Genomic DNA, 14,815 nt, shown 5'->3' on the forward strand with positions numbered 1-14,815 from the left:
CAGTTGAGCGGATTCGCGTTTAAATTCTGCGCTGAAACTTCTTCTTTTCATTGGAGCACCTGTAATGTTCTGAGGTGAGCATATCACCTCTGTTCAGGTGGCCAAATTCAGTGTGCCACTACAGCAGGTAAACACTGTAATGCTACTTTCTGGAACAGAGTGGAACGCACCAGTCCAATATAGATATCGAATAATATTTAGCTGTTTTAATCTTTTGCAAAACTGCCCTCCAGGCTTTTTAGCACTTCACTCATCCCCCTGCTTACTCTCCGGTCTTCCCGCATTACCGTTCCGGGGGAACGCTGAAGAGAAGGTGTCACAGAATAAAGGTTAAGCCCTGCTCTCTTTGCAACGCATGCTACGGACATCAGGGTGACTCAGCTGTTTGGAGGCTCACTGACGTTATGCGATCACGATGGACAGGTAAAAAAGTTTTTGGCCATGGTGCCCGAAAAATGAAAGCAGGTATGCCGGCAAGCGTGCGTATCGCCTGAAAACTGAACCCACTAAGGAGACACCTGCCTGAAATCTGGCTTTATGAATAAAACTTTCTAAAAGCAGGGTGGAAAAGAAAAAAAGATGTTTAGCCTGACGACATATTCTTATTATTTAAGAAAATAATGACATTTCTGGGTCCAGAAGCCCCAAAAACGATTTGTGAACTTTTTATGACGGTTGCCGATAGTACTGATACCGCGACCAGACTGCGGTAGTTCCAGTCAACACTTCCTTTTTTACTCGGAAGATTCTTTGCATCAGCGATTAGTATCACTGCTGATGCCTCACAGGATGGGGTCAGTATGGGTAACATCAGAATCGGAGTAAGGCTTGGTGCCGCCTTTGGCTTTATGGCACTGCTCGTTATTTTTATGGTGTTAATTGGAATCATTAAAGCCAACTCTCTCGGCAGTGTAACTAATGAAATATCTGGCGGCCTTTACAGTAAAGCTTCGGCATCTCAGTCGCTTCGTTATTACACATCAGATATGAGTCGGCTTGCCATGAGTGCAATCCTTCTGCAGGACGCATCACTCAAAGAAAAGGCCATTAGTGATTACCGTAGTGAAGAACAGGAAGTTAACAATCTGATTGCAAATCTGAAAAAGTTGGTCAACTCACCGAAGGGTCTGGAAATATTTTCCCGGCTCCGTGAACGAGCTGATCTCTTTCTGCCTTTCATTGATGAAGTAGTGGTACTTGCACAGCAGGGGAAAAATGATGAAGCCACCCATTTACTTTTCGGTTCGGGTCATCAGACACAGGTCGACTTTATTGATTCGCTAAAGGCGCTTCAGGACCATCAGGAGGCGCGCATGATCAGTGCAGCTGATCAGGCGCGGGAAGACAATTCCGCCACCCTGATGATACTGACAATTGCCGGCGTTGTTGCTGTAATACTTGCTGTTATCTCTGCAGTGATTATCACAAGAAGCATTACTCGTCCGCTTAAGACAGCAGTTGAAGCGGCAGTGCGTGTCTCCCAGGGTGACCTGAGTATTACCGTTGCTACAAACCGCAAGGATGAAACGGGCATACTACTGGCAGCTATTCGTGACATGCAGGACTCGCTGGTGAGCACGGTCAGTCAGGTAAGAAGTAATGCGGAAAGCGTCGCTTCAGCCAGTACCCAGATTGCACAGGGAAATACTGACCTTTCTCAGCGGACAGAAGAACAGGCCAGTGCGCTTGAGCAGACGGCCGCGACCATGACACAGCTTGGCATGACCGTGAAAAATAATGCTGAAAATGCACGTCAGGCGGCGCAGCTGGCGGTGAGTGTGCGGGATGTTGCCAACAAAGGCAGCAGTGCTGCTAGTGACATAACCGGAACAATGAAATCCATCAGCGAAAGTTCCAGTCGTATCGCTGAAATTACGGCCGTCATAGACGCCATTGCTTTTCAGACCAACATTCTTGCGCTTAATGCCGCTGTTGAAGCGGCCAGGGCAGGTGAACATGGCCGTGGTTTTGCCGTCGTGGCGAGTGAAGTCAGGTCACTGGCGCAACGCAGTGCAAGCGCTTCCGGCGAAATCCGACAGCTAATTGAGTCAAATGCGAAGAGTGTTGAACAGGGTAACGGACTGGTAGTCCATGCTTCGGAGACTATGGCAGGTATTTTGTCTGCTGTGAGCAAACTCACCGACACGGTTGAGGAGATTACGTCAGCCAGTGCAGAGCAGGCCCGTGGTATTGAGCAGGTAGGTATTGCAGTGACGCAAATGGACAGCACAACACAGCAGAATGCCTCTCTGGTCGAAGAATCAGTATCCGCAACAGCAAGCCTTAAGGATCAGGCTGAACGACTTCTCCAGGCTGTCTCGGTGTTCAGGCTGGACTCACATGCTGCCCCTGCAATCCCGGTTACGTCCCTTGCTGTATCTCGCTCTGTTGATGTGAAAATCAGCTCAGCCGCGGCAGATGGCGACTGGACGAATTTTTGATTACTGCACCGCGCCACAGCCTGTGGCTGGCGCGGCCTGCCTGGTGAAGTTTAAGCTATGGTCAGCCGCTGACGTCTGCTCGTCGCTAATCGCACAACAGAGACCAACCATCTTCAAGCACAAGCAGAACGTAAGCGTACAGTCAGAACCATATTGACAAGATAAACGGGAGATTATTCCCCGGGCAGGGTGACACGCCATGAAAGTAACTTACCAACGCGGTTAACTGGCCAGCCGGCTGTCCGCTTTTCGCTCAGGCTGCGTGAAAAGCCCTGATCGCTTTTTGGTCTAATCGATGGCTTCATATGATCAACTGTTCTTTATAAACCCATGCGACGGACTCACTTTTTATTAAAATTATAAGCATACAAATGAATACTGCGGGTGCCGACATGACCCACACATTTAAGGACCAGGCAGGCATCAGGTGACATTGCTCCCTGATGCACTGGATGATTTTGTCACTGAAGATAACCCAGTCAGAGTGTTTGATATATTTGTAGATGGGTTAAGGCATTTCCTCAAGCGGTAGTTATGCGAAAGCAAACGGCAGAACATCCGTTTGGGACAATTAAAATGTGGATGGGTGCAACACTTCCTGATGCGGAAATTTAAAAATGTCAGTACAGAAATCAGTCTTCATGTATTGGCTTATAACCTGAAAAGGATGCTATCAATATGAGGTACTGAAGGATTGATAATTCAGTTGCAGGAACAATACGGCTAACGGTTCCAGCCGTTTTACCTCCAATAACAACAAATATCAGGTTCTTCACGCATTAAAAACTTCTGAGTCGCCCGAATAAAATCACAGATTACCTCGTCAACTTAAACGACATTCTTAAAACACAGATGAGAAATATTGTTTACTTACAAGCTGGCAGTCAAGCGAAGTGAGGTCACAATACAAGAACGCCACGGGAGACATGACGCCCCTGATTCATTACTCTCGCTTTGCTTATATTTCAGACTACAAAGGAGTGTAGTGAAAATGACTGATAATAATGGCCTCAAAATTGTCCTTTCTCCGGTTCACCTGGCCGCCGTGCTGTCGGATAAAAGTATCAGTGAGAGTGAAACGCTGAGTAACCGTCTCTGGGGCGGTCTGGGGCTGGCGGGGGGATCGTGGAAATGTTTGGAGCTGGTGCAATGTGCGTCGTACCGGAACCGACCATGTTGACGAAGGCGGGATGCATATTTCTCGGCACGCACAGTCTGGATACGGTTCAGGCTGCGCTAAGACAGATATGGACGGGGAGGAATATTCCAACAGATACGTATAATAATGTCGTCACCCTGGCACAAATGCTTGGGGCAGATCGCAAAACAGCAATGAACGTGGGTATGACTGTTGATCTGGCGATCCCCGTGGGGATAGCACTGGCAGCGGGAGCGATGCGTGTAGTGGCGGTAAGAACCGGGCGGATTAAGCTCGCTGCACATGAATCACTCTCAGCACAAGGAACCGGAGGACACACACTGGAAAGACACGTGGGTAAAACACCACAAGAGCTTATGGCAAGGCTTGAACAACGCCCCGGCCTTACCGCCACAAGCAGCTTCCGAAATATCACTGAGGCTGAAAAATTCACTACGGGGGTGCTGAGAGCACATAAGCATCAGTTAATGGTTCTGGTTAAAAATACGCCAAAGGGAGCACATCTGCGGAAAACATTTGTTCACCCTTTTTCAACAAAAACTGGGATCGCCGTGGACAGAGCCAGCGGGAAAATCAGTGACTGCTATAAAGTGTCAGTGACGATAGAGTTGACATGGTACCAGGGTAAACCTTTTTATATTCTGACCTCTTTCCCAATGGTGTAAATATGTTCCCAAGTGATGACTGCAATGAACTGAATACGCTAATCACGGCTTATTTTGGACAGGATTACGATCTGATTGATGACAGTGAAGATATAGAGAGGAAGATAGATATTTATATCAGGTGTTCAGATCGTCCTTCCAGAGAGGATCTGCTGAACAACATCGACACTTTCCTTGCTGCCGAAGATGACCCGGAAAGATTATTTCTGGATTACTATGGCTTTCACTTCTCACCTACTTTATGGAATACAACTGCTGTCGGCTTTTTGCAGCTTGTCAGACAAAAAATCAGTCAGTCCCTGAGCTAACGCGCAGAGGACGTTATTTACGTGGCTTGTCTGCTGACGGCAGGCGCACAAAACCCATTTTTGCGCGCCTCCGTCCAGCCCATAATGAAGTACACGGCCTCGCAAACAGGAGGCACTTATATATACTTTCTAAATGAGGCGGTGGTCACGGTCACCGCTGTTCCCAGCAGAATGGCGGCGGGCAGCAACAATAAACTGGGCCAGATTGCCGTGGGCCATGCCAGATAAACCATCACCGGCACAATGGCGGCGGGCTTTACCAGTTTTTTTGCCCGGTGACAGACAAACGAACTTTCATGGCCTGCCCCAAAGCGCCGCAGGTCCCGGTGCCTCAGTCCCTCAACAAGCGTCACAAACACCACCAGAACAAACAGCGGCAGTGACAGCACCAGAATGGTCAGTCTGACCAGAGTTATCACACCCACATCGTGGCCAGCAGGTAACCCGAAAGCCATGCGCTCCAGCGGGTCATCTCACGCGAAAATGCGTTGTCACTGTGCATCTGCCAGGCGTACTGCTGACCGGCCCGGTCCAGGAACCCGCTCTCTACAAACCCATACTGGTAAGCCGCCTCCACCCAGCGAACCACAGTCACCAGACGGCTCTGACAGCAGCAGGCTGCGGGCAAACTCCGATGACAGCCAGCTCAGCTCGGTGTGCATTACCGCCTCACTGTGCGCCGCCCCGGACTCCGGCCAGAGAAAGGCGATGCAGAGATACTCAATCAGCAGGCTCAGCAGCAGCGAGCAAAGAGCAAAGCAGTAGTTAAACGCAGCCTCTTTTGTATATTCAGAGCAGAGTTGAAAATCAATCCCGGCCATTTTCATAATATAGGGTTTATTGTTTTCAGCGTAGTAAACTGCCGCGTATTTATCGCCATAGATAATAACCCGTTTAGCCCGGGATGTTACAGAACGCCCCTGAGTGTTGAAAAAAACATTTTGCAGGATCACGGTTGGCGTTATCTGGCATGCAGAAAGCGGACGGCTATATTTTTTTCCGCTACGAAAATGACAGGTCAGCATCACCTCTCCGTCGTCATTTCCATGCCATAAAGTCCAGTCAGTAATTTGGTGGGTCCTGTTTTCCCCATCAACGCAAATCGTGACCATGTTATCATCCAATAATGATTTTTTACTCTCTGGAAACAGTGGTTAAATAACCCTTCGTGGCATGAGCAGGCGATCATCCTTTATAAATATAGATACAGGTATCATCCACTTTCCCCATACTGTCCAGCCGATCGTTAATTCACGTCGCCTCCAGTCTGAATCCGCATCGTCTTGCGACCGCCTGACTTCGAATATTACGTTTTGCGGTGCGTATATCAATCCGCCGGGCGTTAAAAAAAACAGATGCCATGCCTGTAATCATCCGGCAGGCAGAGCTCATGATGCCACGACCTGTGGCACCAGTCGCAAGCCAGTAGCCAATCTCAAGGTGAGGAATTTCAGGGTGACGGATAAACAGGCTGATACAGCCTTGCAGTGAGTCACTGTCGTTATCAATAATCAGAAATTTGTATTCATGCTTGTCATGATGGAAATTTTCCATCGCGTCCGCCATGTTTTTCTGCACATTCTCAAGTGAATGACGGCCTGAGGCCCATAACAGGAATTCATAGTGCATTTCAGTAAACTCATTCAGAGCACATTGCATTTGCAAAGAGCGATTCAACGCTGGTGCAATCAGTCTGAAATGCTCATTTACCAGAAAGCACGCAGGTATTTGATTGATGTACATTGCATTCATCCTTATAAAAAATACGCAATATGACTTGCACATTTTAGGTTATTTTCAAAGGGAAATAAGGACGCATCTTTGACGCGTACTGATTTTTTAAACGAAGCCGTTTTATGCTATATCTGTACAGTGACAGAGAGGAAACAGAAGAAACAATGAAAATCAGACTTGCTATACCTGAAGAGGCACAAACGTGTTGGAATATCAGAAATCTTTCTATCCGACAAGGGTGTAAGACCAGCTACAGCGCCACCGTGCTCGACGCCTGGACGCCAGAAGCGATGCCTGAGAGTTACAGAGAGGTGATAACAGACAACCCTTTCTTTGTGGTTGAGATGCCGGAGGCAGGACCTGTCGCAACGGGATATCTGGATCTTTTATCTGGAAGCGTGGAAGCTATTTTTACCTTGCCAGAATATTTCGGCAAAGGCCTGGCCAGCCTGATTATTGCAACAATTAAAGGTGAGGCACGGAAACGAGGATGGCAACAGTTAACCCTGTCCTCAACACCAAACGCACAAACATTTTATGAAAAGCATGGTTTTGTGTTTATCAGGGAAAGCACATGCCCATCAGGACTGGCCCGGACTGATCTACGCTGTATGGAGATGTATATCGAGCTATGAACGCGCGGTATCTGTAGGTGTCGGCACCATTCGCCCGTCGAACACCTACTCGCTACGGTGTGAAGCCCCCCTTTGCAGCTGACTGGCTTGCCATCCCCCAACCTACCGATGCCGGAAACCGCCTGGATTGATATGCGCACGTTCACGGTAAAACCCGTACTTGCCCCCCGCCGGCGTTATATTTCAGCACCAGATGCTGTTCCGCAGTGCCTGTTCAGGATAGCATGTGGGCCTGACGATCTTTTTTGCAACAGAATCAACCGGAAGATCCCGACACACGCACTGAAGCCACTAATGCGGGATTAAGAGCCTATCCCAGTAGACGTCATTGTCGCAGGCAGTTTGGATACCGACAGCGCGTAAAAACCGGCGCGCACACGAAGTACGTGAGGATGTTGAGCACTGCTCAGGGGCAAACTGGCAAATAAAATAGCCTAATGGGACAGGCTCCAGGACAGACCAGACAGTCGCTGACTGCACGTCGTCTATCACCAAAACCACGATAACAGCGGCCAATGTGCTGAATCGCCATTCATGCCGTATTACGCAGCGTAGGGTCTGCCAGCACTGGGTATGCTCAGCGAAAATGGTACCCGGTACCGTGGCAAGGAGAAGCAATATGATCATCCGCTTTAGCCGGCAATAAATGATACCGACCGTACTAAAGCGATGTCACCTCAGCCACTGGCATCTGCGATGCCGTTTCCCTAAACGATTCTGAACGGGTTTTATCAGGTAACGTTGCGTAAAAAGCCCCCCGGCAATCGGATGTCGGGTGGTCGCTGCCCCCTATCAGGGGATGGATGCTCTGACCGGACGCCAGAGAAAACATGACCTGACAGGAGGCACATCCATGCTGAGAAAAAGCTAAGCCCGATGTCATTAAACGGATAGCGGTAAAAACTATCGGTAACGGTCAGATCGGATCTGACACACCGGACTGCGCCAGCCTGTTGGTCGCGCAGGAAAACCAGGGACACCGCTGCCAAAGTAGCCCAACACCAGCGTGGGTTGCCTGATTTTCTCACCGTTACTTCTGCAACACTCTGTTCAGGCACCCGCTTAGCGGTCTTTGGTAGATTTCCCGGATGAGGAACCGTTCAGGGGATCCCAGATTGACAGCCGATGAGACGATCCAATACCGAAAACACTGGCCGCAGTCACTTTTTGGGGAGGTAAGTTATTCTTCTCGGTATAGGTATCCACCGCCCGCTGAAGGAGGGATGATGCACCGGTGTTACAATTCCCGACCTTATCAGTGGCGTGCGGCGGCAGCCTTTGGAATTTGGGGGTGGAAATCTGTAACTGCTCACGACGTTGTTCGTCCACTTTCGGCTCCATGCCCGGAGAGGGAACGCCTGTTCCATCACGTCCCAACATTTCGTCCTGGTAAAGCTGATGAAGCGTAAACTGCCGTTTGGCTTCCAGCAGGTCGATGCTGTCCACGTCAGACATTTTCTTTAGCTGAACTTTTCGCCCGATGTCTTTTGGCATATTTTCAAAGGCGCGAAGATCCCGCTCCGGCGCTGGCGGCTTTGCAACCCTGTAATCACCGGCTCTTTTTGGCCACATTTCCATCGAGGACATCGGTAAATGACGATAGATGGAAGCGATCTCGTTGTGGAGTTCCTGAGGATCGACGGCATCCCCCCTGACCGCAGAATAGGCGTTATAAAAATCTTCGCGAGTGGCAAATGACCGTCCGGCAAGCGCCGAAATCGTAGTGCGGACGGGCTCGGATAACTTGTCAGGCATTTTAGAATCTGGCTTGCCGACAAGATGACCCAGCAGCTTCTCATTCAAAACAACCGGGCCACGCTTTGGATCGCCACCAACGCCATACAGAATTGCCCCGCTTTTGCGGCCCTGGTTAGGATGACCAGCCACCACATAACCATGCGTGGGAATGGCATAACCACGGGTATTCCGGTTAACGTAGTACACGGGGACTTTGGATAACGTATCTGAGCCCCTGAGTTTCAGTTCCTTAAGCACGGTATCGAAGGCTTGTCGCTCACTTCCTTCGGGTAACGAGGGAAATTTGCCAGGGTGTCGCGCGTCAACGACCTGTCCATCACTGTCGCACCTGACGTCGATTAAGGCCGTTTCTCCTTTGACATCACGCGTTACCCTCATCCACCCATCGCCCAGATCGAGCATGGTTGCATCCGGGCTCCCTTTGGCATCAGCCATAAATGCGACAAACCCCTTGACGCGAGACTCCGCATCCCGCATCCCCAACAGGGATTGGATCTTGTGGCTGACTTTGCCGGCAACCCCGGTTGATTTTGTCCAGTGTGTCCTCTTTTTTTCTGCGTACAGACCCGCTACTTTTTGTGTGTCGTCAGCGATGTCAGCGGAAACGTGAGATCCTGAACGGCTGGAAGCTGCGTGTGGCGGAATGTGGCGCAGGTCTTCAGGCGCAAGGCTCAGATAGTCGGCCAGAGAAGTGTGCGCCGACGACTCGCCATCTGCCTCCGCCGATCGCGGCAAGAGCTTGTTGTCACGCAACTGTTGCAGCAACTCCCCAGATCCTTTTGCCAGGTCGTGTAAATCGTGCCGCGTGGACGTATCCGGGCAATGCTCTGTCCATGCTGCCAAAGCGTCCGGCAGCCTTTCAAGGCCCAGAAGTGTATCAGCATGAGGATGGAGCAAAAGGCTCACTTCTGCAGGATGACCGCGGAGGTTTTCACTCAGCTCGGCGGTGCGGTTCCTGGCCATGCTAACAAAACTGCCAAACTTTTCGCAGGACGGCTGCCCGGCCAGGACATGGGGATCCAGATGGGTCAACGCCAGCAGATCCGGGATGCCTCGCACCGGCGCGTGCGACTCACTGGTCATTTGGCTTATTGACTGCTGTAGTCGCGCCGTTTTCAGATCTTCGCAAATCTGCGACAGCGGCTCATAGGAAGCATGCGACGTGGACGTATCGGCCAGCTGGCGTGTACATCGGTCAATCATCCCTTTGAGCGCCTGCTGTTCATCGTTGCCCAGCCAGTGCCCCCCCTGCTCGCCCAGCGAAGCCTCGGAGAGCTGACTGCCAAGTTCAGCAACAACCAGATAAGACAGAGGATTCTTTTCCAGCTCACGCTGAAAGGTACCCAGAAGGTTGGTGAAATCGTGCGCTGCGGCAGTGGAGGTGCGGCCAAACGCCGCATTCAGTTCTCCTGACGCGATGAACGCCTGGGTACGGCCCTGCGGTGATGATTGCGCATGACTGTTCCTGGCTTCGTGGGAAACATCAGAAACATTCGGCAGGAATGAATGAGAGGAGCGCGAGATCTGAGCTGGATTCATTGGTTTTTCCTGGTGTCAGCGACATAAATATGCAAAAAGAGGACTTAGTGGTATCCCGCCCGCAATGGTTCCCGACGCCGTGATGAAAAAGCATACAACCCACCGGTTAAGGGTGGCAAAGCGCGGAGAAGTGGGAACGCTATAAATGATATCAGGGCAGCTAAAATTCATGCTAATCGGCGAACACAACGCTTCGCGATTCTGAAGTAAAAGGAGAAAATGCTATAGATTTGACATTACTGTCAGTGGTGCAATCGTGTAGCCCGGACAGAAACAATGGTTAACCCGCAAGCATCCAGGCCATACAATCACTGAGGAATAACGGGCGACAGGACATTATCAGGTATGCTTTACCGACAAAAAACACCGACATTTACGGGCGCAAGGCTCAGCCTGAACGCTGAGCCCCGTTAACCGACATGGCACGCCAGAAAGCCGTAGCGTTCAGCTGCGACAGTGGTGTAAAAAGGCCCAAAGCCTTTATCGATTAATTCATTAACAACGCAGTTTGCCGATCGGCCTACATCGCCTGAAGTCCGCTCATTTGAAGCGTCTTCTGCTGCGGAGAAAGGCTGACACGATAATCCGCTACGATGCATTTCAGATCGCGAGCCACGCTGTCACGGCTGCCACAAAATACAAATGACCCCAGACCATCTTTATGGCAAAAGAACCCACCGGACGCAATATCGCCTGTATTGGGAAGTATCTGCATCTTAAGGGTTGACAGACTTCCGGCAAAGGGTAATGACACCTGTGAAACATACAGTGGTTCTTTCGCAAGATGCTTTTTGGGGAACATCATATAACCCCAGGCTTTACCTTCAGGCCCGGCGTTGCGATCGACCTCCACCCCCAATTGCGCCACAAGATGGGTAAAACGCAGGTCCAGTCCACAGGCAAACTGTATCATCTCAACGGTAACCCCACCGCCGGGTCGGTAAGCAATCTCAAGCAATTCCACCCCTTCGCCAGCATCGCCGAACGCCTCAATATGGTAGACACCATCAGGGCCGTCAAAAGCTGACAGCACTTTTTCAGCAAATGGCCACCAGACGTCCCGGAGATCGGACTCGGTTACTGACAAATATCCCAGCGCACACTCCTCCAGGTAGTCAATGGGTTTACCGATATATTCGCCAGCGAACAGGTAGGCCAGCCGGCCTTGCAGCAAAACGGCATCCAGCTGATAAATGGGCTGCGGATTATAACTTTCGATAAAATATTGCGTCTCATCCATGTCGCAGTATTCAGCCTCTTCTGCGATGTCGATATCGTTGAGTTGACTGGCGTCACTGATAATTTTTACGCCAACCGAGCCTGCCAACGATCGGGGTTTCAAAATAACCGGAAACGACACCTCTCCCCGCCGGATTTCTTCAGCAGCGATCTCCCGTGCCGTATTAATTCCCGCCTGCCTGGCAATATGCTTCATTCGCTTTTTGTCACGAAACCGGGTCGCCATGTCAAAACTTAAGCCAGGCAACTGCCAGAAATCGTTGGCCCACGCAGCGATACAGACGGAAAATTCGTCATCCGTTAGTACTCTCGTGACGGAGTATGTCGCTGCAATCTGTCTGAACACTGCTTCAACTTCGCTGTGTACAGCGAAGTTGCGGATAATAAACACGCCTTCAAATCTCAGTTCGTCCCCCGCCTGATCTTTCAGATCTTCGAGCAGATAAATATATTTCCTGTTCGTATCAGGGTAACTCGCCATAATATTTTTCACGGTATGGCCCACATCCAGCTCAGATGAGATAATCAGGATGGTTTCTGTTGCTTTGTACATTACTCGTAACCTTTTTTAATATTGCCGAATTAGCTGAAAAAATTAAAATTCAGTAAGATATTCGGCAGCTACCTCTACTGAGTAATGCACATTGAGGTAATCCACATCCCGTGAGACTTTACTCATGTCACCGCAAAAGACGAAAGAACCAAGTGAATCCTTATAGCAATAGAATTCGCCGGAGGCGATATCCCCCGCTACGGGGACTTTATGCATCCTCAGGGTGGGCATATTTTTAATCGGCGGCAGAGAAACCCTGGTGACATAAAGCGCCTGTGTGGAAAGGTGTTTCTTCGGAAAGGTCATATAACCAAAGGCTTCTTCCTTGCGATGCACGGTAATGTCCTCATTAAGCCCCAGTTGTGCAGCCAGATGAATGCGTTTCAGATTCAGGCCATACACCATCTCAACGATTTCGACGATGGCTGCGCCTCCCGGACGCCAGGCGATCTCCAGCAACTCCACGCCCGCACCTGAGTCAGCAAACGCCTCTATATGATAAACACCGTCTGGTGCTTCGAAAGCCGCCAGCGTTCTCTCTGCAAAAGGCCGCCAGATTTTGTCAATCGTCTCATCCCCCACAGCCAAAACGCCAACCGGTTTTTCACGCAGGAAATCAATGGGTTTGCCTAAATATTCACCAACGGAAATAAAAGACAAATTGCCTTTAAGAACCACACAGTCAATATGATAAATTGTGTTGGGGTTATATTGCTCAATAAAGTATTGTCTGGTATCCATATCCTTATATTCCGATGACCAGTCAATATCCATTTCCGCAAGTTCTTTTTCGTCAGATATTATTTTTATTCCCATTGAACCTGCCAGGGACCGGGGTTTAACAATAACAGGGAACGAAACATCACCCTGCTTAATTTCCCTCATCGTAATTTCCCGTGCAGTCTGAATACCAGCCTGCTGAGCTATCTCTTTCATTCTTTTTTTATCACGAAACTTTCTCGCCATTTCGCGGGTGATACCTGGCAATTGCCAAAGATCATTCGCAAGTGCAGCAAGATAAACTGCAAACTCATCACAGGAGATAACCAAAGAGACGTTGTACTGCTCGGCTATTTTATCCAGCATTGTCGTGACATCCGCTAATGCAGCGAAGTCACGTACAATGAAATTTTCGGGGCGTTTCATATCATCAGTGGCTTCACCGAGATAATCTTCCATTAAATAGATAAAATGATGTTTATCCAGCCCGTGGGCTGCTTTTACGGCTTCAACCGTATTTGCAGCATCCAGTTCGGAGGAGATAATCAGTACTGTTTGAGATGGTTGCATATTTACGTCCTGTTATTTTTTCTTGTTGACCTGAATTTTTTTAAAGCAGCGATACAGGGCCAGCTGGTCCTGTGCGAAATAAAAACGTTTATTCTTAACACACCTGGATAACCACGACCGACTGTGGATGTTCAGATATAATTTTTCAGACTGACGCCAGGATGTTACAACCAGCGTAGCGCTGTGGAATTCCCCCCGTTGTAAAATGTGGAGTGACAACAGGCTGATGATTCAGCTCATCAGGCCTGCGAACCCTGATACCTTCAGCTCGCCGGATATCTGCCCGGATGTTTACTTCCTGCCTGGCTTTAACTACCCACTCTTCAGGGAAACGTTGTTCGTAATGTTTCTGCAAAAACTCACAGGTTTCTTTGGGAATAAGGGCTTTCAACCCTGTGTCCCAGTCCAGAACACGAATATCATCCATAATCCCAACAATGGCCTCTTCAGGTAGGTGCGATTCCGTATAAACGTTTACCGGGCTTTCATTTGTTGAAAAACGGGCGTTTTTTTCTTTTTGGAGCTTCATGTTCGGCCCTGAATTAGGTTAAATTTTTCGAATGCTTTTCCTTAAAAACTGTAGGCTGTGTATCTTCCCTCGCCCCCTTCAAAAAGAGAAAAATTGTACAAATTCCCGGACTTACCTGTGTATCCCCCTAAAAAGTTAGCAGTATAATTATCTGATTATATTAAAAAATACACATGGCAGGATAGGTGGCAGAACAGAAATTTTAGTTCCAATGCGTTATTACTTTAAGATTTATCCTGGATGATGAAAGCATCACCATTTTTTATATAAATCCTGTCAACATAATCAGACTGAACGCCGTATACGCGCCATGCTACACCTGATTATTAATACATCGCCTGTTCAGTTTTTTCCGCCCAACAGACACTCCTGTATATGTCCAGGTATTGCTTGTGCTGCCGGGATGAAATTCGATCGGTGAGTTATCAAATGGCTGGAATGGCGATTATTTTAACCATTCATTCTGTCGGTTTAGCAGCAACGAACAGCGGTAACTTACTGTTTTTTTCGAGCCTGGTGACATTTTTTATGTTTACATCTGAATAATGTATCTTTATTTTTTTTCAATTAATTCATGTAAATAATCACAAAAAAAGCGGAGAAATCGTCATCACCCTGCGGAATATAATCCTGTATTAAAAAATATCAAGGGAACTAATTTTTGATTTTAACCACTTACCGCCATTCATCTGTCCGTCTGACGGTGTTCATCGGAGTGTGAGCGCCGTGCGGTGCCACAATTCTGGCCGGTTGCCATCAGCAGGGAGATGATATGGCATTTTTATTTTTTATTAATGGAGTCATACATGTTCATGTATCTACCCTTCTTAATCGGCTGCGGTATCGTTTTCAGCACGCTTGCCGGTAAGCGCAAACTGTCCTACGTGTTCTGGTTTGCCAATCTGATCGTTGTCCTCGCCTGGTTAAAATATCACGCCACCGATGCGCTTCTCCTTTCGTTTTAG

At 48.9% G+C, this 14,815-nt stretch carries 11 protein-coding genes and 3 pseudogenes; 8 read left to right on the plus strand and 6 right to left on the minus strand.

Annotation, left to right across the window (positions count from 1 at the left end):
• Positions 1–369: 369 nt before the first annotated feature.
• The 6 genes and pseudogenes from EB241_RS21655 to EB241_RS18920 all read left to right on the plus strand — a co-directional run.
• Positions 370–494 (plus strand): annotated as a pseudogene (locus EB241_RS21655) (IS5/IS1182 family transposase); the annotation flags it as partial.
• 306 nt (positions 495–800) lie between these two features.
• On the plus strand, positions 801–2,441 hold the full coding sequence (locus EB241_RS18900; RefSeq protein ID WP_124234639.1) for a methyl-accepting chemotaxis protein: 1,641 nt from the start codon (positions 801–803) through the stop codon (positions 2,439–2,441).
• Between the two features lie 528 nt (positions 2,442–2,969).
• Positions 2,970–3,123, plus strand: a pseudogene (locus EB241_RS18910) (transposase); the annotation flags it as partial.
• Positions 3,124–3,432: 309 nt separating this feature from the next.
• The gene (locus EB241_RS21905; protein WP_324129944.1) at positions 3,433–3,621 is read left to right on the plus strand and encodes a hypothetical protein; all 189 of its coding nucleotides are present in this window, start codon (positions 3,433–3,435) and stop codon (positions 3,619–3,621) included.
• Positions 3,573–4,265, plus strand: a complete 693-nt coding sequence (locus EB241_RS18915) for an RNase A-like domain-containing protein (protein ID WP_324130018.1) — start codon at positions 3,573–3,575, stop codon at positions 4,263–4,265. Before EB241_RS21905 ends, EB241_RS18915 begins: the two co-directional genes overlap by 49 nt.
• A 2-nt stretch (positions 4,266–4,267) precedes the next feature.
• Positions 4,268–4,573: a contact-dependent growth inhibition system immunity protein gene (locus EB241_RS18920; RefSeq protein ID WP_124234640.1), complete on the plus strand. Its 306-nt coding sequence runs from the start codon at positions 4,268–4,270 to the stop codon at positions 4,571–4,573.
• 116 nt (positions 4,574–4,689) lie between these two features.
• Here the strand turns inward: EB241_RS18920 and EB241_RS21660 are convergent.
• Positions 4,690–5,325 (minus strand): annotated as a pseudogene (locus tag EB241_RS21660) (TIGR03747 family integrating conjugative element membrane protein); the annotation flags it as partial.
• Between the two features lie 499 nt (positions 5,326–5,824).
• Positions 5,825–6,316 carry a GNAT family N-acetyltransferase gene (locus EB241_RS18930; protein WP_233592651.1) on the minus strand — a complete coding sequence of 164 codons (492 nt, stop codon included), beginning with the start codon at positions 6,314–6,316 and terminating at the stop codon, positions 5,825–5,827.
• Between the two features lie 155 nt (positions 6,317–6,471).
• Here EB241_RS18930 and EB241_RS18935 point away from each other — a divergent pair, with 155 nt between their 5' ends.
• The gene (locus tag EB241_RS18935; protein WP_124234641.1) at positions 6,472–6,942 is read left to right on the plus strand and encodes a GNAT family N-acetyltransferase; all 471 of its coding nucleotides are present in this window, start codon (positions 6,472–6,474) and stop codon (positions 6,940–6,942) included.
• Positions 6,943–8,004: 1,062 nt separating this feature from the next.
• Here EB241_RS18935 and EB241_RS18940 read toward each other — a convergent pair.
• From EB241_RS18940 to EB241_RS18955, 4 genes are all read right to left on the minus strand, one after another.
• On the minus strand, positions 8,005–10,239 hold the full coding sequence (locus tag EB241_RS18940; protein ID WP_124234642.1) for a HopW family type III effector protein: 2,235 nt from the start codon (positions 10,237–10,239) through the stop codon (positions 8,005–8,007).
• 520 nt (positions 10,240–10,759) lie between these two features.
• Positions 10,760–12,031, minus strand: coding sequence for an ATP-grasp domain-containing protein (locus EB241_RS18945; protein ID WP_124234643.1), 1,272 nt, complete (start codon positions 12,029–12,031; stop codon positions 10,760–10,762).
• Positions 12,032–12,073: 42 nt separating this feature from the next.
• A complete protein-coding gene (locus EB241_RS18950; protein WP_124234644.1) occupies positions 12,074–13,321 on the minus strand; it encodes an ATP-grasp domain-containing protein in 1,248 nt (415 codons plus the stop codon).
• A 145-nt stretch (positions 13,322–13,466) separates the two neighbouring features.
• A complete protein-coding gene (locus EB241_RS18955; RefSeq protein ID WP_124234645.1) occupies positions 13,467–13,850 on the minus strand; it encodes a hypothetical protein in 384 nt (127 codons plus the stop codon).
• A gap of 806 nt (positions 13,851–14,656) precedes the next feature.
• On the opposite strand from EB241_RS18955, the gene EB241_RS21190 reads away from it, so the two are divergent.
• Positions 14,657–14,815, plus strand: a complete 159-nt coding sequence (locus EB241_RS21190; RefSeq protein WP_199737391.1) for a DUF5993 family protein — start codon at positions 14,657–14,659, stop codon at positions 14,813–14,815.

The sequence above is a fragment of the Erwinia psidii genome (assembly GCF_003846135.1).
GTDB lineage: Bacteria > Pseudomonadota > Gammaproteobacteria > Enterobacterales > Enterobacteriaceae > Erwinia > Erwinia psidii.

Excerpts from the sequence above, each read along its gene's own strand:
- EB241_RS18900 (WP_124234639.1), top strand. The coding sequence starts at position 801 with ATGGGTAACATCAGAATCGGAGTAAGGCTTGGTGCCGCCTTTGGCTTT.
- EB241_RS21905 (WP_324129944.1), top strand. The coding sequence starts at position 3,433 with ATGACTGATAATAATGGCCTCAAAATTGTCCTTTCTCCGGTTCACCTG.
- EB241_RS18915 (WP_324130018.1), top strand. The coding sequence starts at position 3,573 with ATGTTTGGAGCTGGTGCAATGTGCGTCGTACCGGAACCGACCATGTTG.
- EB241_RS18920 (WP_124234640.1), top strand. The coding sequence starts at position 4,268 with ATGTTCCCAAGTGATGACTGCAATGAACTGAATACGCTAATCACGGCT.
- EB241_RS18930 (WP_233592651.1), bottom strand. The coding sequence starts at position 6,316 with ATGTACATCAATCAAATACCTGCGTGCTTTCTGGTAAATGAGCATTTC.
- EB241_RS18935 (WP_124234641.1), top strand. The coding sequence starts at position 6,472 with ATGAAAATCAGACTTGCTATACCTGAAGAGGCACAAACGTGTTGGAAT.
- EB241_RS18940 (WP_124234642.1), bottom strand. The coding sequence starts at position 10,239 with ATGAATCCAGCTCAGATCTCGCGCTCCTCTCATTCATTCCTGCCGAAT.
- EB241_RS18945 (WP_124234643.1), bottom strand. The coding sequence starts at position 12,031 with ATGTACAAAGCAACAGAAACCATCCTGATTATCTCATCTGAGCTGGAT.
- EB241_RS18950 (WP_124234644.1), bottom strand. The coding sequence starts at position 13,321 with ATGCAACCATCTCAAACAGTACTGATTATCTCCTCCGAACTGGATGCT.
- EB241_RS18955 (WP_124234645.1), bottom strand. The coding sequence starts at position 13,850 with ATGAAGCTCCAAAAAGAAAAAAACGCCCGTTTTTCAACAAATGAAAGC.
- EB241_RS21190 (WP_199737391.1), top strand. The coding sequence starts at position 14,657 with ATGTTCATGTATCTACCCTTCTTAATCGGCTGCGGTATCGTTTTCAGC.